Origin of the sequence: Saccharolobus shibatae B12, assembly GCF_019175345.1 — an archaeon.
Lineage (GTDB): Archaea > Thermoproteota > Thermoprotei_A > Sulfolobales > Sulfolobaceae > Saccharolobus > Saccharolobus shibatae.
In genome coordinates this window covers 1,188,900-1,210,477 of the sequence record NZ_CP077717.1, presented here as the reverse complement: position 1 = coordinate 1,210,477, position 21,578 = coordinate 1,188,900, and the positions used below count along the sequence as shown (strand labels likewise).

Sequence of the window (21,578 nt, the reverse complement as noted above, 5' to 3'; positions counted from 1 at the left end):
AGTGAAGTATAAAAATTTTAATAATTATACCATGAAAGTGGATACGATGGGTCGTCTATTTCCTTTGCATATAGAGACACTTTCAGTCTTTTCTGTGTCTCGACCATAACGGCAACCTCATCGTTGTATGTACCCCTTTTATTAAGGCTTAATTCGACTGCACCGGGTTGTGGACCATGAATATGCCCACCCCTATGCAACGTTATATCACCTTTGCTTATCCCCCGCCTACTCATGAATTGTCCAGATGAGTAGAAAATCATCTCATCCGCATCCACATTATTATGATAATAGGATATTGGGACCGCTTGTGGGTGATAATCAAAGAGCCTCGGGACAAACGTACAAACTACAAAATTACTCGCCGTAAAGGTAGTGTACATCGTAGGTGGTTGATGTAGTTTGCCCGTAATAGGCTCTAAATCATAAACGCTCAACGCAAATGGGTACAAATAACCATCCCATCCCACAACATCAAAGGGATGAGTATCTAGCTCCACGAATTGAAAACCGTTAGAAGTTTTGATTACTAGCCTATAATTCCCTTTTTCATCGTAAGTACGTAATGTAGGTAATCTTATGTCTCTGTTATAATAAAAGGATCCCTCAACTAATTGCCCATATTCGTTCCGATAGTTTTTAGGCAATTCAACTTGCTTACCCTCTACCACTAATAACTCTGAATACTTCTTGAATACAAATGTGTAAGTAGTCCCCCTTGGAACAACTAAATAATCCCCTTGACTTACATTTATCTCTCCAAACAAACTTTTAAAAAGTATTTCACCTTCATGAACATAATATATCTCATCGAAGTCGGCGTTTCTATAAAAAACTTTACTTTCACCTTCACTAGTTTTTACGTAGGAAATAAAAGTATCTTCATTAAAGAGGAGCGTTATACGGTCTAAGAACGCATCGTTAGACTCCCTTAGCTTTGAGGTAGATAGTTTATGATGTCTATATCCAGAACTTTTCCATTCCTGTATAGAGTTATCTTTCCACTCCTCCAACCTGACTATCCTAGTTGGAGGATTCAAGTGATAAAGAAGCGAGTATCTACCGCTAAATCCGTTTATCCCAAATACCTCCTCCCTTACCAATTTGCCGTCCTTAGTAAACACAGTGTGTCTCTTTTTAGGCAATTCTCCCTGCTTATAATAGAACACCATAACTGCATATTATTTTTAAGTTATAATATTTAAGCATATAATAGAAAGGTTTCAATTAAACATTTATTTGGATAAGATGGGAAATAATTTCTGGTAATAAGGTATGATTAAAATAAAACCTGAACTATTTTGGGTAATGGACTATTATCCAGATCAAGGACTGTCGAAGGGAGAATACTATGATCAAGTAGCTAGGGAAATTGAAATAGCTGAAAAATTGGGATTTAGAGGAGTATGGATTGCTGAACATCACTTCATAGATTACGGTATTGTTCCGAATTCACCAATTTACCTTTCTCATATAGCCACAAGGACTAAATCTATTAGAATTGGTCCTGCAGTTTCCACAATAGTATTTAGAAATCCAATACAGGTAGCTGAGGATTACTCTCTATTAGATGTACTATCTAATGGAAGAGTAAACTTAGCTGTAGGAAGTGGATACTTAAAGCACGAGTTCGCAGGATTTAATGTCTCCCAAGAATATAAAAGGGAGATTTTCGATGAAGCCCTTGACATAATCCTTAAATTAATGAAAGGAGAGAAAATCACTGTTAATGGTAAATATTTTAAGTTCGATAATATAGGCATAAATGTACTTCCAGTTCAAAAACCACATCCACCAATTTGGATAGCAGTACTTAGAGCTGAAGCTGCATATCACGTTGGAAAGAAGGGATTTAACTTGATGATGATACCTTATGCTACCATTGATAAGATAGACGATATAAAGCCGGTAATAGATTCGTATAGAGAAGGTTTGAAGGAGGTAAAAGGAAGTTTGCCAGAGATCTCGTTAGCTTTTCACGCTCATGTCTCTAGTACTTTCCATAGTGCAGTGGAGGAGAACAAAGAATATATACATAGATACGTATTTTCCAGACTTTACGCTAAGAGGAGAACTCTGGATGAACTTTACAATAGCGGGCTACTACTTCTTGGTAGCCCCGAAGATGTCGCTAATCAAATATGCAAAATCTGGAAATTAACTGAGGTTAATAGAATAATGTTTCTAGTCGACTATGGAATGAAACCATTTAATTTAGTTGCGGAAATACTTACTGATATCAGAGAAAAGGTGAATCAAAAGCTCGAAAGAAAAGGTATAGAACTTGACTTTGCGGAGTAAAATAACTCTATTATTATACCTACTGAAACATAATGATAACCTTTATCTATCTGTAATTTGTGGGACAATAAATAAGGTTAACATCCCATTAAGCTCAATAAGATCTCAATTATTCTTAACATTCATAGCCGAATCTATAAAATATTTATATTGCTATTATAAAGTTCCCTAAATTGTTCAGCTCATTCATAGTGTCGCCACTAAGCTACAAATTATGCTACTAAACTTAATTCAGCTAAAAAGTACAAGCTATCCCATGTTTTCCAGACGTAGTTAGTTATAGCAGTTGTTCTACTTTAACGTAGCTTAAAGATTTTCATCAGACCTAGTGCATCAACTAAACACATCTCAACTAACCTGAGGAGTTTATCCTCATATTTTTAATTAACTAAACACTAAACTAAAAACTTTATAGGTAGTACCGGGAATTTTGTATTACCGAGGAAAATTAGAACAACTGCTATTAGTTATATATATCTTAATGACGACACTATGAGCTCATTCCTCTAATCATTTAATATACATTTTTTATACTATTTTGAATTGCCTTGGACCTTCTTTCTTAAAATATACCATGAACCTAATGCCTTAGCCCCTAAATTGCCTTCAGCATCTCTAAACTCTATCTCAACAACTATTACTGTACTGCCTTTCCTAAGAACCTTACCCTCAACCCTAAACGGCCCCTTATACATAGGCTCCAGAAAGTTAACCTTAAGTTCTTGTGTAACTTGATCCACACCATCATTAACAGTAAACGCTGCAAGACCTCCAGTGAAGTCAATTGCAGCCATTATTATTCCTCCGTGTAATACGTTGCCCCTTCTAGTTAATTCTTCCTTAAAAGGTATTTCAACTACTGCTCTACCTTGCTCTAAGAGAAGCACTTTAGCTCCTACATATCTGAAAACATGATCAGCATTTTTGAATATTTCCTCAATAATCTTAGGATCTTCCATACTAATAAAGAAGAGAGAACGATTTAAATAATTTGCTGATCAGATTATTCTATAGCTAGAAGAATAGGTGGTGTTCTCATGCAGTCCTCTTATTCGATATCTATTAGTAAAATTGTATCAAAACTGTAGATTTCCCAAATAGGTGTTCTGATCTAGAAGTAGCTATAGAAACTAGAACGTTTAAGACGTCTTAAAACGGTTTATGTGCGAGGATTGCGAGATTTTCGTGGAGGTCATCTAGATGGACCTCACAATCCTCGCACAATTAACACTTCTGATTCTAAGAAATTTAAACTTTAAGCCGAGAAAACACAAGCCAGAAGACATTGCCTACGTAATATCAGCATACAGATTACCAAACCTCGGGATACCGCCATCCACACTCTACTATTATTCCAAAAAACTCGGGATGAGGAGGAAGAAGGAGACCAGGCCTACTTCATAATCTATTATAACTTTTTCAAAACTTTAGCAATAATGGGATCAATAATAGCGTATACTCCCCTCTCCTCCCTTATAATGTAACCATCATCTAGCAAGCTTTTTAGACCCTCGTTAATACTAGATTTACCTAATTCTATACCTTTTAAATCGCCCCTACCGCCTTCTTTCGCTAGGAATTTCAATATTGTTTTAGCATTCTTTCCTAATTTATTATATTCCTCTTGAACTATCCTCCTTACTATTGGGTCGTTAGATATCATATCTTCAATTGTCTTCTTAACACATTCTAGTGTTACTTTATCACATTGCAAACTCTTTAATCCAAAATAATTTAGCCAAGCTGGAATTCCGTTCAATTCTTTCATAGCAAATAGTAAAGCATTATCATCATACTCTTTTCCCTCTTCTTCAAAGCTTTGCTTTAAGAAACTAAATGAGGTATTCTCATCAAATTGTTTTACATAAATTGGGAAGAAAAATTGATAAAAGGGTTCCTTCTTACTGGACAAAATCTTTTCTAAAAGACCCACTGATGAGCCGGAAATCACGTATGAAACTCTACTATGAAATTGCCATTTACTTCGTAAAAGATGAAAAATTCCAGGATAGTTCTGAGATGCAAACCTTAAGTATTGGAACTCGTCAATAGCGACTACGATATTTTTTATCCCAAACTCCTCTCCTAGCCTCTGCGGTAATTCTAAAATTTGTGGAATTGATTCCTTTATACCTCCCCTTTTAACGCTATTTAGGAAAACTTCAACTTCTACTAGATTAATATTGAACGAAATCTTAACGTAACCTATTAACTCCCTTAACATTTCGAGCAATTCCTTACCCTTTTGCTTAACTATTTGAGGTATTTTCCTTTTAGGTTCAACGTAATTCATTACGTTAGTGATTAGAAGTGACGAATATAGCGAAAGAAAGGATATTAGATCAAAGCTTTTCCCTTCTAAAAAATCCTCTGCAGAGAGATAGACTTTTGGAGTCTCAATCATTTTTAAACCTTTCAATATTACCGAAGTCTTTCCTATCCTTCTCACACCGATTATTGCAGTTGGTTGTCTTCTATTTGCCATTTCAACTAGTTGCCTTATCTCGCTTTCCCTATCAAAAGGCTCATCAACTGGTTTACCGAAGATAAATTTCACGGGTACCAATAAAATATGGGTACCCATACTATTAAAGTTTATCTAGAATACTTTTTAGGTTAAGAAGAACCCAATTTCAAAACCGAACCTTATGAAGATTATACTTCCTGAGACTTTAAAGGGCAAGACTTTCTCCCCAATATAAGGAAAGGTTTTTGTGTAATTTTAGAAATGCCGTTGCCCTTTAGACTATAAGCAAGTATAATATTACAGAATCTTTCTTTAAGAATACACAACGTAAACTAATAAGGAGTTTGATTTTTAGTATCTCCAATCTCATTCGCTTTTAGCAAAAAGAGTTTATCATATAGCCTTGATTCTCTAAACAGCGCATATAGAATTTACCATATTCTGATAAAAGTTATAAACAAAAGAAAAACAGAAAATGATACAAGATAATAAATTACAATTTACTAATTAAAGATTATTAAGAGAACCCTAGAGGGTTACAACGATTACTATCGATACCGATAATTGGATAACTTTAAATTTATTACTATCGATTCTGATAGTATGAGTGAGTTAATAGCAAGACAAAAAGGAAGATTAAGATTAATGACCCTTTGGTTACTATGGCAATCTCCAAAAAGAGGCATTGACATTATCGATGATATTAACAAAATGAGCTGGGGCTTTTGGAAACCTTCTCCCGGTTCAATATATCCACTTCTTAATAAAATGGTAGAAGAAGGAACAATAGAGAGAACTTCTGATGGCAAATACAAGATCACTGCTAAAGGAATAGAGGAGATTAAGGAGATCTTACCCATTAAGCAGATAAATAGCATTGAAGATTCTATACAAGAACTGGAAGGACTGGCGCAATTCTTTAAGGAAGTCGAAAGGAATAAACTCTTTGAATATAAAGATAGGATCTTGAACGCGATAAAGGAAATAGAGGAGGTCGTTAAAGGTGCGTAATGTCGCGATAGAGGCTATAAATCTGACTAAGAGATTTGGAAAGTTCGTTGCGGTTGATCACATTAATTTTGAAGTGTATGAGGGTGAAATATTTGGCTTTCTAGGTCCTAATGGTGCTGGGAAGTCAACCACAATAAAAATGTTAACTACTGTATTAACACCGTCTGAAGGAACTGCAATTGTTAATGGATATGATGTAATAAAACAGCCCGCACATGTTAGACAATCAATAGGCGTAGTACCACAAGAATACACTGCGGATGAGGATTTGACTGGTTGGGAGAACATGATGATGATGGCAGGACTTTACGGAATACCAAAGAAAGTAGCAGAGGAGAGATCTAAGGAGTTACTTGAAATGGTTGAGTTAACTTATGCTGCTAAAAGAAAAGTTGAAACGTATTCTGGAGGTATGAGGAGGAGATTGGAAATTGCGATGTCACTAATAAGTAGACCTAGAATACTGTTCTTAGATGAGCCGACGTTAGGTTTAGACGCGCAAACTAGGGCTGCAATATGGCAATACATAATGAAGCTAAAGGAGGAATATAAGATGACAATATTCGTTACCACGCACTATTTAGAGGAGGCTGATATGTACGGAGATAGAATTGCAATTATTGATAAGGGAAAGATTTTAGCAATAGGAAGCCCCAAGGAGTTAAAGGAGAAAGTTGGTGGGGATTTAGTTTCACTTCAGACCAATAATGACGAATTGGCAATGAAGGTAGTTTCCTCAATAGATGGAATCCTAGATGTAAAGAAAGCAAATGATGGTATTAGAATTAAGGTTAGGAATGGTGAGGAGAAAGCTCCAGAGATCCTAGAGTCTTTAGTTAAAAATGGTATTAAGGTTAGTAGAATGTCAATTACTGAACCAACAATGGATGAGGTATATATGGAGTTCACTGGAAAGAGGCTAAGAGATGAAGAGGCTAGCGCACAAGAAATGTTCGCATTTAGAAGAACTATGAGGAGGGCGAGAACATGATAGAGGAGGAAAGAAATAACTATTCAGTTTTCCACGGTTTATGGACTTTAGCGTCTAGAGAATTGAAGAAGTGGTATAAGGCTCCAGTGATACTTCTCCTTTCATTAATACAGCCAATATTCTGGATAGGAATATTCGGTAAAGCAATGAATCTAGGTAGCATCTTTACTGGAACCTCCTATAACATCCCTGGCCTAACAATACCGAAGCAAGTGTTAGATCAAATAGGTTTAGAAATACTTAAACAGACCTTCGGAACTAGTGATTACTTCTCCTTCCTAGCGGCTGGAATGCTATCCTTCATAGTGCTATTCACATCGATGCAGAGCGGTATGTCAATAGTTTGGGACAGAAGATTGGGAGTACTAGATAGAATTCTAACTACCCCTGTAGCCAGAGGGAATATAATAATAGGTAAAGTTTTATCTGCTGTAATAAGGTCACTAGTGCAAGCTACAATTGTCCTTGTAGTTGCTATATTGTTAGGAATGACCTTCTATCCTGGAATTAACCCTCTTGACTTCCTAGGAGTTTACGCTGCATTGTTTCTCATGTCTTTCGGATTATCTTCACTATTCCTGATGCTGGCACTGAGAGCCACAAGTTGGGAGTCCCAAATGGCAATAATGAATTTATTAAATCTACCATTACTCTTTACCAGCAACGCGTTCTATCCAGTGAAATCAATGCCGTACTGGTTAAAGCCAGTAGCATACATTAATCCATTAACGTATTCCAATGGTGTCGCAAGAGGATTATTGCTAGGAATAAGCACTAATCTTGGCCTAGACTTCCTTTATCTGGGATTATTCGCATTAATATTATCTACAATCGGTATAGTGCTATCTTGGAAATATCTCTCCAAGTGAACCTTTTCTCGTAGAAACACTTTTATTTATAAAATAATGAAATAATCGTAATGAGCTACTTCGATAATATTCCACTTTCAACAAGGATTAAAACGTTCATAGTAACTTCAGCAGGTTTTTTACTAGACGGCTATGATTTAAACGCGATATCATTTGCAGTCACGGTAATATATAAACAGTTCTCCTTAACAACTGTCCAGTATGGTTTATTGTTAGCTGCATCGTTGATTGGTATGATACCAGGCTCCATATTATTTGGATGGCTATCAGATAAGATGGGTAGAAGTAAGATAATGGGACTCGATCTTTTCTTCTTCTTAGTTTTTGGCATATTATCTGCAATTTCCCAGAACTTTGTTGAGCTTTTCATCTCGAGATTGTTATTGGGAGTTGGAATAGGTGGAGATTACCCCATAAGTAGCACATTAATGTCTGAACTTTCACCTTCAAGATCTAGGGGAAGATATTTGACTGGATCCGTAGCAATGTATTGGGTTGGTGTTGCAATTTCAGGAATCGTAACGTTATTTTTATTGCCTATTGGAAATTACTTCTGGAGATATGTATTTTTAATTGGGGCTCTAATATCAATACCAATAATACTTCTCAGGCTTAGATTAATTGAGTCTCCAAGATGGTTAGTTTCCACTGGAAAGGCTAATGTTAAGGAGATAAGTAGAGAAATGGAGAATAAAGGGGTTAGAGGTGTAGTCGATTTATTTAAGGGAAAACTACTAAAGATTACACTTTTTGTAACCAGTGTTTGGTTCCTATTTGATGTAGCCGCTTATGGGATTGGTCTGTATTATCCAGCTTTACTTGAAGAATTCGCATTTCCATCTAAATATGAGGCAGTACTGGGGACTCTGGCTATCGCTGGAGCTTCCGTTTTAGGATATATTATTGCTGAACTCCTTGTTGACTCGTTAGGAAGAAGAATGGTACTTCTAGTTGGATTAGGTCTCATGACGCTATTACTTTATCTAGGAGGAGTTTACAAGGTCACTGGAGGAATATTAGTGCCATATTTCATGTTGTTCGTAGCCTTCGAACAATGGGCAGGGGCGGTAACATTATTTTATCCAACTGAACTATATCCCACTCCAGTTAGGGCGGTTGGGCAAGGATTTGCTACTGCAATTAGTAGAGTTGGATCAGTACTTGGCGTATTTTACTTCCCAATATTAACGAAACAGATAGGGTTCTTTAACTCATTAATACTATTTGGTTCTGTATGTTTAATAGCGTTCATAATTTCAATACTCATGAGTAAAGAGACTGCTAAAAAACCATTAGAAGTGACTTCAGAGGGTATTAAATAAATAATATACACTACTTTTTATTTGTTGTTTTCTTTATTGCTACTTTTTAAAAATCTAAAATATGGGCTTTAATGCATAATCCCAGAAAAGTGCTCCCAGTACCTCCTATGAAATCTGGAATACCAAAGACGAAGAAATATTCGCCTCTAAAATTGAACGTCACAGTCCTATATCCAAATAACCAGAGCGCTAGCATTGGTTCCCAACTTCTCGCTCGTTTATCATCCCTCCAGTTAATTGTGCCTAAAATAATAAGAATAACAAACCCTATACCTATTGCTCAAGGAGTTAATGAGTGAAATAAGGTGAGTCTCTTAGTAAATAGCTTAGAGCATCGTTTAATAGGGGATCTACTAGCGCACCATCTTAAAATTAAGAATAAATGTGCCGATAAACTCGGTGAAATACTTACATAACGAATCCTCCATGACAACTGAGGCTATAGTCACTCACTACCTAATGACTTTTCCCATCCCATTGATCTCTTCACAGCCTCTTTCCATGCTTTGTATCGTTTTTCTCTCTCCCTTTCACTCATTGACGGAATAAATTCCTTGTCGATCTTCCACTTTTGTTTTAATTCCTCAAGTGAATTCCAATAATCTACTGCTAAACCCGCTAACATTGCTACACCCATGGATGTAGTTTCCATAATCCTTGGCCTTACTACCTTTATTCCCAGAATATCTGCCTGAAATTGCATCAGTAAATTGTCCTTAGCTGCCCCACCGTCAACCTTGAGTACATTTATTTTAATTCCCGAATCCTTCTCCATTACTTCTATTACATCTCTAGTTTGGTATGCAATTGATTCCAGTATTGCCCTAGCTATATGAGCCTTTGTAGTACCTCTTGTAATACCTATTATCAACCCCCTAGCATATGGATCCCAATATGGAGCTCCTAGACCAACAAATGCAGGTACAAAATAAACCCCACCCGTATCTGGTGTACTTGCAGCTAATGGTTCAATCTCATCAGATACGTCTATCGCTCTTAACCCATCTCTAAACCACTGTACGGCTGCACCAGTTATAAATACGCTCCCCTCCAAAGCATATGTGACCTTTTTATCCTCTATACCCCAGGCTATGGTAGTTAGGATATTCTCCGAGAAAATTGGATTATTGCCTATATTCATTAAGATAAAGCTTCCTGTACCATAAGTTGACTTTACTTCACCCACTTCATAGGCTATTTGCCCAAACAGTGCTGCTTGTTGATCTCCCGCATCTCCAGATATTGGAATTGAGGATCCCAAAATTTCGATATATCCATAAATCTGACTGGAGGGTTTTACGTCTGGTAATACACTCTCGGGAATTTTCAATAATTCTAAAATTTCCCTATCCCATTCGAGTTTATTTATATTGAATAACATAGTTCTTGAGGCGTTTGAATAATCAGTTACATGGACCTTACCATTAGTTAATTTCCATATTAGATATGTGTCTATGGTTCCAAACTTTATTTCCCCTCTTTTAGCCTTCTCCCTTGCATTAGGGACATTATCCAACATCCACTTTATCTTAGATCCGCTAAAATAAGGGTCTGGAACTAGCCCCGTTTTATCCTTAATCATCCTAAAGTAATTTGCCTTTAGCCAATCCGTTATATTAGAAGTTCTCCTATCTTGCCAAACTATCGCGTTGTAAATTGGCTTTCCACTTTTTACATCCCACAGTATTGTAGTCTCCCTCTGATTGGTCACTCCAATTCCGGTAATCTGCTTAGCCTCAATCTTTGCCTTTTCTATCGCCTCCTTTATGGCCAGCATTTGTGCATTCCATATCTCATGGGGGTTATGTTCCACATACCCTGGCTGTGGATAATGTTGAGGGAACTCGTGTTGACCTATTCCTACTATTTCCAAATCTTGATTGTAGATTATTGCCCTAGCACTTGTTGTTCCCTCATCTATTGCCAGGATGAAGTTATTAGACATAATAAAATTATTTGTTTAACTAATATTTAACTCTTTTAGATCATCTTAGGAAGATATTTGGATTTATATCCGATCAATATTGATTACTAGATACATTTTAAAAAACAAAATTTATAAGTGATATATCTATAAGCCTTTAGCTGAATGCCGTAGAGGGTTACCTCGTTTGCAGCTAATAGGTCCATGATATTACCTCATACTCGTCCCCTATCAGTGTTACTCAAAATGTAGAATCAATTTCTCTTATCTATTTTTAGGAAAACAAATTGAAATCGCAATGGATCTGTGAATCGCCCCGAGTTACCAATATCAACATTTTTAATGCTAGGCTCACAACACATTACTATGGAGATTAAATCTACAGTAACAGTAATTGGAGGAGGAATCAGCGGTTTATTTACTGCCTTAGATTTAGCGTTAAGGGGAATTGACACAATATTGGTAGAAAGAGGCGATATAGGTTCTGGAACTTCTGGAAAATTTCACGGACTTCTTCATAGTGGGGCTAGATATGCGATAACTGATCCCGAATCCGCTAGGGAGTGTATTCAAGAGAATAAGATAATATCGAAAATTGCTCCTCATGCAGTGAAAGATACTGGTGGAGTATTTCTCGGCATTACTAATGATGACCTACAATTCTCTGAATCTTTTATGAAAGCGTTAAAAGAAGTTGGAATCGAACACAAAGTCGTGGACGTTAATGAGGTGTTACAGAGTGAACCCTTTATTAATAGGGATACAAAGCTGGCGATTTGGGTTCCCGACAAAGTAGTTTATGGTTACGACCTAATGGCTAGCGTTGCAGTTACAGCGTCGTTAAACGGAGCTAAGATTTTAACGTATAATGAGGTAGTAGAGTTCATAAGGGAAAAAGATAGTGTTAAGGGAGTTAAGGTTTTCGACAAAATAAACAATACTACTAACGTAATAAAATCCGACTATATAGTTAATACAGCAGGACCTTGGTCCTTCAAAATTATAAGGATGGCTGGTTTAGAGGAAATACCAATAATGCCAACTGCGGGAATTATGGCAGTCTTTGACCAAAGGGTTAATAACATGGTCATTAATAGATTGAGACCACCCTCTGATGGAGACATAGTTGTACCATACGCTGATTCGTCAATTCTAGGAACTACAGCTACAATTATTGAGGATCCAGATAACTTCACCATCTCAGATGAAGATATTAATATGTTAGTAAGTGAGGGAGCTTACCTAATACCAAAATTAAAGGAAATGAAGGTAGTTAGATCTTATGCCTCCATAAGACCTTTAATTAGAAGTGATGTCTCTGCAAGAGAGGCTACGAGGGATTTTAGATTAGTTGATCACGAAAAAGAAAATGGGTTAAGAGGATTAGTATCCGTAATTGGCGGTAAGTTTACAACTGGTAGACTAGTTGGAGAAAGAGTAGCTGATTTAGTCTCTTCTAAGCTAGGCATAAAGAGCGTGAGTAAAACTGCAATGACTAACCTGATTAGCCCTCTAGATATTAATCTATTAGATTACGCTGAAAGGATTGGGATACCTAAAGTAGTGGTGAAGAGTATTTTAGATAGGAAAGGATCCTTAGATGAGGAAAGGTATTCAAGTTCGCTATATATTCTTTTATCACTAATTTCTAGGGGGAAGATATAGAAAATGGATTTTAAGGGAATTTTTGAGGTAAAGAAAAAGATAAACGCAGTTAAGGAATTCTTAACTAATCCTAACCAGTTTGCCGAATGCCTCCCTGGATTACAGAGCTATGAGGTAATGAATAATACATTTAAAGCGAATTTCAAGCTAGATGTGTCGCAAATGAAAATACCCCATATGAGCACATTAACTGCCTTAATAACTGCCAATATTCTTGAGAAAGAGAATGGTGTAGAGATAAACGGTAATGGTAGATCTGCTGGGGTGGGAATAAAGTTTAGTATCGTCATGGGATTAGAGGAAGGTGAGGAAGTTACTAGAGTGAGTTGGTTTGCCAAGGTAGATCTTGGAATGTTATCTAAACTTTTAGGGGAGGACAACATTAGAAGGATAGCCGAGCCCAACATAAGCCATATAATTAACTGTATTTCTTCAAAATTATCATGATCTATTGTAATTAATATTCTTCGTATTAGTAAAAAATCTCTAACTTCTAATTAGCCTATTTGTTAGTGATTCCCTTCTCTTTCTCTTGAAGTACCCTCCACAATATTTTACCTGATCCGCTCTTTGGTAATGAATCAACAAACTCTATAACCCTGGGATATTCATAAGCGCTCATGTGTTGTTTACACCATTCCCTTATATCTTCTGCAGTTATCTTCCCCTTATATTCTGGTTTTAATACTATATACGCCTTAACTTCCTCATTAGTTCTCGGATCTGGTGTCGCAACTACACACGCTTCTAAAACTGCCGGATGCTGATAAAGTTTGTTTTCTACCTTAGTTGGCCATACCTTATACCCTGCTCTATTTATCATTCTCTTTATCCTATCCATGATGAAGAAATACCCTTCTTCATCCATGTATCCAAGATCACCAGTTCTAAAATACTCTAAACCATTAACAGTTATAAACGACTTCCTAGTCTCTTCTTCCTTATTCCAATAGCCCTTAAATAGACTAGGACACCTTACGACTATTTCTCCTTCCCTATTGGGCGGGAGCACTTCACCTGTTGATGGATCGATAATCAAAGCGTCAACTCCAAAATGTGGAATCCCTAAACACTGCAACTTAGGTCTTTGCGGGGGATTGACGTGAGTTTGAGACATTGTTTCAGTTAATCCGTAACCCTCTACATAATCTAAACCAGTTAACTCTTTCAGCCTCTTGGCGACAGCCTCGGGCATTGGCGCGCCTCCTCCGCCTACTAAAATTAGGGAACTCAAGTCCCTCTTTTCTATACCCGGCGTTGTTAATAAATCTACAACCATAGTGGAAATGTTAGTCCAATGGGTAACTTTATACTTCTCTATTGCATCCAATGCTGCTTCTCTATCCCAAATAGATAGTAAAACCATTGTACTACCAGTGTATAATGGGGCGTTTACACTATGAACGAAGCCGGTAACGTGAAATATGGGTAAGGATGATAAGACCACTGCCGAAGGCGTTAACATGTTCCAAACGACTGATCCCAAAACTGTTGGCCATATGGTTGAATGCGTGTGGACACATCCCTTTGGTACTCCAGTTGTCCCCGAGGTATATGGGATTACAGCAATATCCTCAGCGTTCACCTCAACTGGTGGAGGATTATAATTGTTTCTTAGAGTTTCCTTCCAATAGATTGCATCACCACTTAACTCTGGCTCCCTCTGCATCAATGGATGTACCCTTATTTCTGGTTGTTCTGGAAGATAATCCTTAAACCTACCCGCTATAACCCATTTAACTTGACTATTTTCTTTAGCCTTAATAACCTTACTGAGGTAAGATGATAAGGTGACTACTCCAACCGAACCAGAGTCCCTAAGTATGTAGTTAATCTCGTCTTCTGCCAATAATGGATTTATTGGAACCAATATCGCATTAGCCCTAAGAATTCCGAAATAGGCTATAATCCATTGTACTGAGTTAGGCATAAATATTGCTATTCTATCCCCTTTCCTAACTTTAAGTTCATTAGATAGAAATGATGAAAATCTAATTATGCTTTCCCACAATTCCCTATACGTTATTCTATTGCCGTAATATATTACAGCAATCTTATTGGGATACCTCTGTGAGGAGACCTCTATAATATTGAATAGGGGAACCTCTGGGTAATCCAATGTCTTAGGCAACTTAGATGGCCAATATTTAAACCAAGGTCTATCAGATGGTACACTTTGATTCATAAGAAAATTTAGTTATATACACTAATAAACCTTTATTCACAGAAAAGCTTATCTATTATGAATAAAAATAAACTAATGTATGAGAATACCTTTAGTTGGGAAGGAACCAATAGAAGCTAAGAATATGGGATTTACGCTCATACATGAACATCTAAGAGTTTTCAGTGAGGCTGTTAGATTTCAATGGCCACATCTATACAACGAGGAAGAAGAATTTAGAAACGCTGTGAACGAAATTAAGAAAATAATACAATTTGGAGTTAAGACTATAGTGGATCCTACGGTAATGGGATTGGGAAGGGACATTAGATTTATGGAGAGAGTAGTTAAGGCTACTGGAATAAATTTAGTTGCAGGGACTGGGATTTACATATATGTTGACTTACCGTTCTATTTCTTAAATAGATCAATTGAGGAAATAGCTGATCTATTTATTCATGATATAAAAGAGGGAATACAAGGTACTTCTAACAAGGCTGGTTTCATAAAGATAGCTGCAGATGAACCAGGGATCACTAAAGATGTGGAGAAGGTAATAAGAGCTGCTGCCATAACCCATAAGGAGACTAAAGTGCCCATAATTACGCACTCTAACGCCCACAATAACACTGGATTGGAACAGCAGAGGATATTAGTGGAAGAAGGTGTTGACCCAGGGAAGATATTGATAGGTCATTTGGGCGATACTGATAATACGGATTATATAAAGAAGATAGCAGATAAGGGATCCTTTATCGGATTAGATAGATATGGTTTGGATTTGTTCTTACCAGTTGATAAGAGAAATGAAACAACATTGAAACTAATCAAGGATGGTTACTCTGATAGGATAATGATTTCACATGACTATTGTTGCACAATTGACTGGGGGACTGCTAGACCAGAGCTTAAACCTAAACTTGCTCCAAGATGGAGTATGACTCTGATATTTGAGGATACCATACCGTTCTTAAAGAAAAATGGAGTGAGTGAGGAGATTATAGATATAATATTCAAGGAGAATCCGAAAAAATTCTTCAGCTAAATATTTATTTTAATTCAACATTTTTATTATAGCATGCCACTGGATCCTCAAGCTAAAGATCTCCTAACTAAAATAAATTCGCTATTACCTACAACTCCTCTAACACCACAAGAGTTCAGAAAAGTCAGAAATGAACTTTTTGTCAATTTGTTTAATAAAGAGAAAGTTGAACTGAATGATATTCGTGATATGACTATCCCAGGAAGTAATGGGAACATAAAAGTTAGAGTCTATTTTCCAAGCCTAAAGGAAAACCTACCAGCTGTAGTGTATTATCATGGAGGAGGTTTCGTTTATGGGAACTTAGATACTCATGATAGTGTATGTAGGCTAATTTCGAAGTTATCAAATACGATAGTAGTTTCGGTGGATTATAGATTAGCTCCAGAACATAAATTCCCTACACAAGTTTATGAAGCTTATGAGGTTGTTAAGTGGTTGGCTAATAATGGAGGAAAGTTATCAATAGATACGTCAAAAATTGCAGTTGCCGGTGATAGTGCAGGAGGCAATTTGTCTGCAGTAGTTAGCATTCTTGATAGAGATAATAAGGATAACATTGTGAAGTATCAAGTTTTAATATACCCCGTAGTTAACATGTTAGATTCCTCTCCCTCAATATATAATTACGGTGATGGCTATTTTCTAACCTATGAGAGAATTTTATGGTACAATAAGCAGTATGTTAAGGATGATAATGACTATTATAATCCTTTAGCCTCACCTATGCTCGCTAATCTACATAATCTTCCTCCCGCGTTGGTAATAACTGCTGAGTATGATCCCTTAAGAGATCAAGGGGAAATTTATGCTCATAAATTGAAGATGAGTGGGGTAAAGGCAATAAGCTTAAGATATAACGGCATGATTCACGGTTTCATGAGCTTTTACGAATATTTAGATGCGGGAAGAGAGGCAATACATCATATTACCGCATCTATTAGAAAAATATTTAACTATTGATTTTTTGCTATAACATTTTTCAGAATACCTATTTTTTCCACATAAAGTTCTATACTACTATTTGGCTTTAACGATTTACCTATATCTAATCCAGTACATCCACTTACAGTACCACTACCGAAAACATCGCCAGGCCTAATGTGTTCGTCTTGTGAGACATATTCTATCATTTCTTCAAAAGTCCATTGCATGTCCTCTGCCCTAGTATCACACCAGATTTCGTCATTAATTTTAGCGTAAACTCTTAACCCCTTAATGTCTGATAACTCGTCCTTAGTAACTATCCAAGGACCCAATCCATTGGCGAAGTCTTTACCCTTAGCTGGCCCTAACAAACCTTTCATTTCAGCCATTTGTATATCTCTCGCACTAAAATCATTGAAAATTGCAAAACCTAGTATGTAATCCTTTGCTTTTCTTTTATCAATATCCTTACCTTTCTTATATATTATGGCTGCTATTTCCAATTCTATATCAACGTGATTAGAATACTTCGGCCAAGGTACTTCCTCTAAATGACCATAAAATATTGCTGGATCTCCCTTGTAATAAATAGGTATCTTGAACCATTCTTCAGGAATAGGCTGTCCTCTTCTCCTATAAGTAGCCTCAACGTGACCTTTAAATGCTAAGAAATCCCTTAACATATTCGCCCTTAATAATGGGGCCTTTAGCTTAACATGATTAATATTATAAAGAACCTCATTTCTCTTTTTTGCCCACTCCAAAATTTCCTTGACCATTTCCAATCCCCTATCTCCCGCTTGAAGAACACCTAGCATATCTGGAGGAACAATAGCTTGGCAATACCTCTCCACAAACTGTTCATCCTCCCCTTTCTCCATTAGCATTAGATAACAAGAGGTATTAAGATCTGCCACAAGCTCATCGTTAACCAAAACACCACTTCTTACCCTATTATCCTTAACGAAACTTAGTAGTTTCATGCTCTCTAAAAATATTTAATCAAAAAAGGTAATATATATTATTATGGAAGTTCAATATAAGTTCGAAAGGATAAGTGATAACGTATACGCTTTCATTCAACCTAATGGTGATTGGTTCTTAAGCAATGCTGGGGTAATAATTGGTAAAAAATACGCTATAGTAGTGGATTCATTAACGAATGAGAAAATGACTAAACAATTCATTTCTGAAATAAGGAAAGTAACAGATAAGCCAATAAAGTATTTGATAAATACTCATGAACATGAAGACCATTTGTGGACTAATCACTTATTCCCTAACGCAATAACCATTTGCCATAAGAATTGTAGGGAGAAGGTAGTAGAGGGAATGAAGAGAGGGGCTAATCCCTACGAGAAGTTATTTAGCACAATAGATTTTTCGGGCTATAAATACACTCCCCAAGAAGTAGTAATTGATAATGAGATGAGAATATTTATTGATGATGAGGAAGTTAGAATAGCGTACGTTGGCTACGCGCATACGATTAGTGACATCTACGTCTATGTTCCTAATAAAAAGGTTATATTTACTGGTGACCTCCTCTTTTCTCCACCTTGTACTCCATTTGCGTTAATGGGTTACATTCAAGGATATATAAATACGTTAGAGAACCTAGCTAATCTTAACGCAGAGGTTTATGTTCCTGGCCACGGTGAGGTAAGTTATGATAGAAAAACCTTGTATGAATCAAGGGATTACTTAATCTTTGTGAGGGATGAGGCTAGAAAACTGATGAAGAGTATTGATGATCCTATTAGAGCTGCCTATGAAGTAAATTTAGGCAAATATGAGGAGTGGATAAGTAAGGAAAGGATAATTGGAAATTTGGCTAGAGCTTATAGCGAGTTGAAGGGAAATCCTCCAGCCTCAAAATTGGAGAATATTGATAAAATATTAGTAGAGATGGTTAAATATAGGGAAAAGAAAGGTGGAATAAAGTAATTAATGTTGTTGCGACAACCACTTTAACACTATGGAGTTAACGTCTTTTTCACTGTTTTCCCCAGTGTACACATCCAAATGTCCATATCCCTTCAACGAGATGACTTCACTATTTGGAGGTAATCTCTCGCTGTCAAAGACTTGAAGACCGAACCTTTCGCTGAAAAATGCTATAGTGGGTACAAGTATTCCCTTATAGTCAAATTTCAACCCTCTTTCTAGACTTAATCTATATGGCCAGTAAGGGTCGAAAGAAGCTAAAATTGGGAACACATCTTCTTTTTTAGAATATGGATAATCGTAAGGATTAGCTGATCCACTTATGTACAAACTATCCATTAAGAAATCACTTATAGTCTTATATTTGGGATCTGGACTTGGCATATCTGGATTTGCTAATGCGTAAGCCCAGATAGGGTTATTTGGCCCTCCTCTACTGGGTATAGCGTAAATACCTTTAGCTTCCATTTCTTCAATGCTACTTACTTCTGGAGTATAGAACCTTGGTCTAATACCATGCTTAACTGGACCTCCATCTAACAATATTAGTCCTTTAATGTCATCCCTCCAATATAGGGAGGAATAGTTTAGAGCTGCTCCACCTCCAAAACTCTCTCCAGCTAAAAATATTCTTTCTTGATTGGAATTCCGTTTAATGAAACTAACTACCTCTTTAATATCGTTGATCCACGTACTCCATCCCCAATTAGCCATAAAGGAGAGTTGCTTATCTTTAAGAAATGGAGGAACATAGTGGGTTCTATAGTCAATTGTGTAAACGTTAAATCCGTTTCTTGCTAGATAAAGTACAATAGATTTTTTGAAGTCTGGTGTTGTATAATATATACCATGCCAACTTATGGTTACCAATTGTTCCCCGCTTGACCATGTACCGGGAAGAACTAGTATAGCCTCATTACCACCATCTCTTAAATTTACCTTGTGAAGGGATATGACATCATATGTAGAACCTTCTCTCTTCATCTTCCATATGTTCTCTACAAGCTGTTCATTACCTAAGATTGGGGACTCACTTTTTACAATTTTCCATTCTTCATACATCAATCCTAACCTCTTGTTAAGATATCCTTTAGCGCAGAACCGACCATGACAGTAACTAGTCTACTCACATTAGGAGAACCTATGAAGGCGTGAACCATGCCGTTTACCCTAAAGCTTAAGGTAGAGACTCCAGATTCCATTAGCCTCTTCGCTAGTGTTTCCGAAAAGTTTATAGATTAGCATTACCAGATTGAACTATGCAAGATTTGGTTCAAGCTTATAAGGAAGAGAAGAACGCGAGAATTAAGGAGAGGATTCTTGCAGTGAAGCTGCACGTAGTTGATGGTAAATCGGAGAAAGAAGTTTCGAAAATGCTTAACAAGGGCTATTCCACGATAAAATTGTGGATTGGTAAGTACAAGAAGGAAGGTCTTGATGGACTAAGGGACAAGCCCAGATCGGGAAGACCCAGAAAAGTAGAAGAAGAAAAGATAAAACAAATACTTGAAGATAAGCCCCAAAAATACGGAATACAAGAAGAGTACTGGACAATGAGAACATTAAAGATAGCACTACAAGAACAAGGAATAGAGTACAAGAAATCCAGACTATACGAACTAGTCCACGAACTAGGATACAACCTAGTAAAACCCAGACCTACCAACATCCAGGCAGAAAAGGACAAGTGGGAAGACTTTAAAAAAAATAAAGAAATTGGAAGGAAAGGCCTTATTCTTTCTAGACGAGTGTAGGGCAGTAATTAGCACGTCAATTAAGAAGGTTCTAGCTAAGATCGGCAGTAAGCCCGTAATGCGCGTCAATATAGGTTTTTCCTCAATCTATGTTATTCTCGCTATAAACGCTTGGACCGGTGAAGTAATAGTTTCTCTTGCTAAAAGGCCTAACTCTGAATCTGTTAAGTATTTCTTGAGGTACTTTAGGAGGCGTGTGGGTAGTGGTAGGGTTTACATGGTCATGGATAATTACTCTCCTCACAAGACTAAGGGTACGCTTGAGGTTTGTCGTAGGAAGGGTATTCATCCCGTGTTTACTCCTCCCTACTCGCCTGAGCTTAATATGGCTGAGGCGGTCTTCAAGTCCCTCAAGAACTACATGAGCAATAAAATATTTTATACGATAAAAGACGTTAAAAATTGTATTAAACAGTTCTTTGAAGAAAATAAGTATAGATTTGATCTTAATGCAATAACATACTTAGGGTTAGATAAAATTGAGGTCTAAGAACTTTCCGGAAATACTAGCGTAAGCCTCTCCTTGATCTCTTAGAGGATCAAACTCTGCAGTCACAACTATAGCTTGTGGTAAGTTTGAAAGATCTTCTGTAATTAAAGGGACGAACATGGGATTAAGAATGTCCTTCTCGTCTCTTATGTACATTCTTATTCCGTAATCTACTGGTACGTTAATGTCCAAGAAATAACCTTTTCTATACTCAGTCATTGATCTAGAGGCTAAATCTAGATAGACGAACGGAACTACAAGCGCTTGTGCCCTTAATTTCATCCCACGATCTCTGGAAAGAATAGATGTGACAGCAGCCAAGTTGCCTCCCGCACTGATACCGAAAACTGCGATCCGATTTTTATCTCCACCTATATTTTCAGCGTTTTCATAAGCCCATTTTGTCGAATCGAAGCAGTCAGTCACGGCTGCGGGAAACTTATGTTCTGGAGCTAGTCTGTAATCAACTGAAATAACTATGCAGTTACAAGAATTAGCTAATATTCTAGAAACGCTATCCTCAGTTTCGATACTTCCTAAAATCCATGCCCCACCATGAAAATGGAGAACAATAGGATGGCCTCGTTTATCATCTGGATAATATATTCTTATAGGTATTTCAGTTTCTGAACCTCTAATTTTTCTATCCTCAATCTTATATACTGGGTCCTTCGGAGTTGCTTCTGCTAAAAGCTTGTTTA

At 36.8% G+C, this 21,578-nt stretch carries 19 protein-coding genes and 3 pseudogenes; 12 read left to right on the top strand and 10 right to left on the bottom strand.

From position 1 onward, the window contains the following. Positions 1-17: 17 nt before the first annotated feature. Complete coding sequence (locus tag J5U23_RS06730; RefSeq protein ID WP_218261476.1) at positions 18-1,172, bottom strand: homogentisate 1,2-dioxygenase; 1,155 nt, start codon at positions 1,170-1,172, stop codon at positions 18-20. Between the two features lie 103 nt (positions 1,173-1,275). On the opposite strand from J5U23_RS06730, the gene J5U23_RS06725 reads away from it, so the two are divergent. Continuing rightward, positions 1,276-2,301 (top strand): LLM class flavin-dependent oxidoreductase, encoded by a 1,026-nt coding sequence (locus J5U23_RS06725; protein ID WP_218260036.1) that lies wholly within the window; start codon positions 1,276-1,278, stop codon positions 2,299-2,301. Positions 2,302-2,834: 533 nt separating this feature from the next. Here the strand turns inward: J5U23_RS06725 and J5U23_RS06720 are convergent. Further along, complete coding sequence (locus tag J5U23_RS06720) at positions 2,835-3,260, bottom strand: PaaI family thioesterase (protein WP_218261475.1); 426 nt, start codon at positions 3,258-3,260, stop codon at positions 2,835-2,837. Between the two features lie 241 nt (positions 3,261-3,501). Between J5U23_RS06720 and J5U23_RS06715 the strand changes: the two are divergent. Beyond that, positions 3,502-3,696 (top strand): annotated as a pseudogene (locus J5U23_RS06715) (IS1 family transposase); the annotation flags it as partial. Between the two features lie 13 nt (positions 3,697-3,709). On the opposite strand, the gene J5U23_RS06710 reads toward J5U23_RS06715, so the two are convergent. After that, positions 3,710-4,885: an AAA family ATPase gene (locus J5U23_RS06710; RefSeq protein ID WP_218261473.1), complete on the bottom strand. Its 1,176-nt coding sequence runs from the start codon at positions 4,883-4,885 to the stop codon at positions 3,710-3,712. 486 nt (positions 4,886-5,371) lie between these two features. Here J5U23_RS06710 and J5U23_RS06705 point away from each other — a divergent pair, with 486 nt between their 5' ends. From J5U23_RS06705 to J5U23_RS06690, 4 genes are read left to right on the top strand one after another with little or no spacing between them, the layout of a single operon-like run. Next, positions 5,372-5,779 (top strand): PadR family transcriptional regulator, encoded by a 408-nt coding sequence (locus J5U23_RS06705; protein WP_218260034.1) that lies wholly within the window; start codon positions 5,372-5,374, stop codon positions 5,777-5,779. Continuing rightward, positions 5,772-6,770, top strand: a complete 999-nt coding sequence (locus J5U23_RS06700) for an ATP-binding cassette domain-containing protein (protein WP_218261472.1) — start codon at positions 5,772-5,774, stop codon at positions 6,768-6,770. Before J5U23_RS06705 ends, J5U23_RS06700 begins: the two co-directional genes overlap by 8 nt. Beyond that, positions 6,767-7,639: an ABC transporter permease gene (locus tag J5U23_RS06695; protein ID WP_218261471.1), complete on the top strand. Its 873-nt coding sequence runs from the start codon at positions 6,767-6,769 to the stop codon at positions 7,637-7,639. Before J5U23_RS06700 ends, J5U23_RS06695 begins: the two co-directional genes overlap by 4 nt. Positions 7,640-7,689: 50 nt before the next feature. After that, positions 7,690-8,961 (top strand): MFS transporter, encoded by a 1,272-nt coding sequence (locus J5U23_RS06690; protein WP_218261470.1) that lies wholly within the window; start codon positions 7,690-7,692, stop codon positions 8,959-8,961. A gap of 46 nt (positions 8,962-9,007) precedes the next feature. Here the strand turns inward: J5U23_RS06690 and J5U23_RS15710 are convergent, their stop codons facing one another. Together J5U23_RS15710 and glpK are read right to left on the bottom strand one after the other, a co-directional pair. After that, entirely contained in the window at positions 9,008-9,157 is a 150-nt protein-coding gene (locus tag J5U23_RS15710; protein WP_244988829.1) for a hypothetical protein, read from the bottom strand. Positions 9,158-9,406: 249 nt separating this feature from the next. After that, positions 9,407-10,906, bottom strand: a complete 1,500-nt coding sequence (gene glpK, locus J5U23_RS06680; protein WP_218267327.1) for a glycerol kinase GlpK — start codon at positions 10,904-10,906, stop codon at positions 9,407-9,409. Between the two features lie 345 nt (positions 10,907-11,251). On the opposite strand from glpK, the gene J5U23_RS06675 reads away from it, so the two are divergent. Both J5U23_RS06675 and J5U23_RS06670 read left to right on the top strand, forming a co-directional pair. Next, positions 11,252-12,550, top strand: a complete 1,299-nt coding sequence (locus J5U23_RS06675; protein ID WP_218261468.1) for an FAD-dependent oxidoreductase — start codon at positions 11,252-11,254, stop codon at positions 12,548-12,550. Positions 12,551-12,553: 3 nt separating this feature from the next. Beyond that, positions 12,554-12,997: a CoxG family protein gene (locus tag J5U23_RS06670; RefSeq protein WP_218260027.1), complete on the top strand. Its 444-nt coding sequence runs from the start codon at positions 12,554-12,556 to the stop codon at positions 12,995-12,997. Positions 12,998-13,052: 55 nt separating this feature from the next. On the opposite strand, the gene J5U23_RS06665 is transcribed toward J5U23_RS06670, so the two are convergent. Continuing rightward, on the bottom strand, positions 13,053-14,735 hold the full coding sequence (locus J5U23_RS06665; RefSeq protein ID WP_218261467.1) for a long-chain fatty acid--CoA ligase: 1,683 nt from the start codon (positions 14,733-14,735) through the stop codon (positions 13,053-13,055). Between the two features lie 79 nt (positions 14,736-14,814). Between J5U23_RS06665 and J5U23_RS06660 the strand changes: the two genes are divergently transcribed. Further along, a complete protein-coding gene (locus J5U23_RS06660) occupies positions 14,815-15,759 on the top strand; it encodes a phosphotriesterase family protein (RefSeq protein ID WP_218267326.1) in 945 nt (314 codons plus the stop codon). A gap of 33 nt (positions 15,760-15,792) precedes the next feature. Next, positions 15,793-16,722, top strand: coding sequence for an alpha/beta hydrolase (locus J5U23_RS06655; RefSeq protein WP_218260024.1), 930 nt, complete (start codon positions 15,793-15,795; stop codon positions 16,720-16,722). On the opposite strand, the gene J5U23_RS06650 is transcribed toward J5U23_RS06655, so the two are convergent. Further along, complete coding sequence (locus tag J5U23_RS06650; RefSeq protein WP_218267325.1) at positions 16,716-17,669, bottom strand: fumarylacetoacetate hydrolase family protein; 954 nt, start codon at positions 17,667-17,669, stop codon at positions 16,716-16,718. The genes J5U23_RS06655 and J5U23_RS06650 overlap by 7 nt on opposite strands. A 43-nt stretch (positions 17,670-17,712) precedes the next feature. On the opposite strand from J5U23_RS06650, the gene J5U23_RS06645 reads away from it, so the two are divergent. After that, positions 17,713-18,633 (top strand): MBL fold metallo-hydrolase, encoded by a 921-nt coding sequence (locus J5U23_RS06645; RefSeq protein WP_218267324.1) that lies wholly within the window; start codon positions 17,713-17,715, stop codon positions 18,631-18,633. Here the strand turns inward: J5U23_RS06645 and J5U23_RS06640 are convergent, their stop codons facing one another. Then, positions 18,634-19,695 (bottom strand): alpha/beta fold hydrolase, encoded by a 1,062-nt coding sequence (locus J5U23_RS06640; RefSeq protein ID WP_218267323.1) that lies wholly within the window; start codon positions 19,693-19,695, stop codon positions 18,634-18,636. A gap of 5 nt (positions 19,696-19,700) precedes the next feature. Further along, a pseudogene (locus tag J5U23_RS15985) lies at positions 19,701-19,856 on the bottom strand (alpha/beta hydrolase); the annotation flags it as partial. A 36-nt stretch (positions 19,857-19,892) separates the two neighbouring features. On the opposite strand from J5U23_RS15985, the pseudogene J5U23_RS06630 reads away from it, so the two are divergent. Next, a pseudogene (locus tag J5U23_RS06630) lies at positions 19,893-20,877 on the top strand (IS630 family transposase). On the opposite strand, the gene J5U23_RS06625 reads toward J5U23_RS06630, so the two are convergent. Next, complete coding sequence (locus J5U23_RS06625; protein ID WP_407690813.1) at positions 20,857-21,495, bottom strand: alpha/beta hydrolase; 639 nt, start codon at positions 21,493-21,495, stop codon at positions 20,857-20,859. The pseudogene J5U23_RS06630 and the gene J5U23_RS06625 overlap by 21 nt on opposite strands. Positions 21,496-21,578: the final 83 nt, after the last annotated feature.

What these genes read in the sequence shown, in the direction of transcription:
- J5U23_RS06665 (WP_218261467.1), bottom strand. Translation starts at nt 14,735, where the DNA reads ATGAATCAAAGTGTACCATCTGATAGACCTTGGTTTAAATATTGGCCA.
- J5U23_RS15710 (WP_244988829.1), bottom strand. Translation starts at nt 9,157, where the DNA reads ATGCTAGCGCTCTGGTTATTTGGATATAGGACTGTGACGTTCAATTTT.
- J5U23_RS06690 (WP_218261470.1), top strand. Translation starts at nt 7,690, where the DNA reads ATGAGCTACTTCGATAATATTCCACTTTCAACAAGGATTAAAACGTTC.
- J5U23_RS06710 (WP_218261473.1), bottom strand. Translation starts at nt 4,885, where the DNA reads ATGGGTACCCATATTTTATTGGTACCCGTGAAATTTATCTTCGGTAAA.
- J5U23_RS06640 (WP_218267323.1), bottom strand. Translation starts at nt 19,695, where the DNA reads ATGTATGAAGAATGGAAAATTGTAAAAAGTGAGTCCCCAATCTTAGGT.
- J5U23_RS06650 (WP_218267325.1), bottom strand. Translation starts at nt 17,669, where the DNA reads ATGAAACTACTAAGTTTCGTTAAGGATAATAGGGTAAGAAGTGGTGTT.
- J5U23_RS06645 (WP_218267324.1), top strand. Translation starts at nt 17,713, where the DNA reads ATGGAAGTTCAATATAAGTTCGAAAGGATAAGTGATAACGTATACGCT.
- J5U23_RS06660 (WP_218267326.1), top strand. Translation starts at nt 14,815, where the DNA reads ATGAGAATACCTTTAGTTGGGAAGGAACCAATAGAAGCTAAGAATATG.
- J5U23_RS06720 (WP_218261475.1), bottom strand. Translation starts at nt 3,260, where the DNA reads ATGGAAGATCCTAAGATTATTGAGGAAATATTCAAAAATGCTGATCAT.
- J5U23_RS06675 (WP_218261468.1), top strand. Translation starts at nt 11,252, where the DNA reads ATGGAGATTAAATCTACAGTAACAGTAATTGGAGGAGGAATCAGCGGT.
- J5U23_RS06730 (WP_218261476.1), bottom strand. Translation starts at nt 1,172, where the DNA reads ATGGTGTTCTATTATAAGCAGGGAGAATTGCCTAAAAAGAGACACACT.
- J5U23_RS06655 (WP_218260024.1), top strand. Translation starts at nt 15,793, where the DNA reads ATGCCACTGGATCCTCAAGCTAAAGATCTCCTAACTAAAATAAATTCG.
- J5U23_RS06670 (WP_218260027.1), top strand. Translation starts at nt 12,554, where the DNA reads ATGGATTTTAAGGGAATTTTTGAGGTAAAGAAAAAGATAAACGCAGTT.
- J5U23_RS06695 (WP_218261471.1), top strand. Translation starts at nt 6,767, where the DNA reads ATGATAGAGGAGGAAAGAAATAACTATTCAGTTTTCCACGGTTTATGG.
- glpK (WP_218267327.1), bottom strand. Translation starts at nt 10,906, where the DNA reads ATGTCTAATAACTTCATCCTGGCAATAGATGAGGGAACAACAAGTGCT.
- J5U23_RS06705 (WP_218260034.1), top strand. Translation starts at nt 5,372, where the DNA reads ATGAGTGAGTTAATAGCAAGACAAAAAGGAAGATTAAGATTAATGACC.
- J5U23_RS06725 (WP_218260036.1), top strand. Translation starts at nt 1,276, where the DNA reads ATGATTAAAATAAAACCTGAACTATTTTGGGTAATGGACTATTATCCA.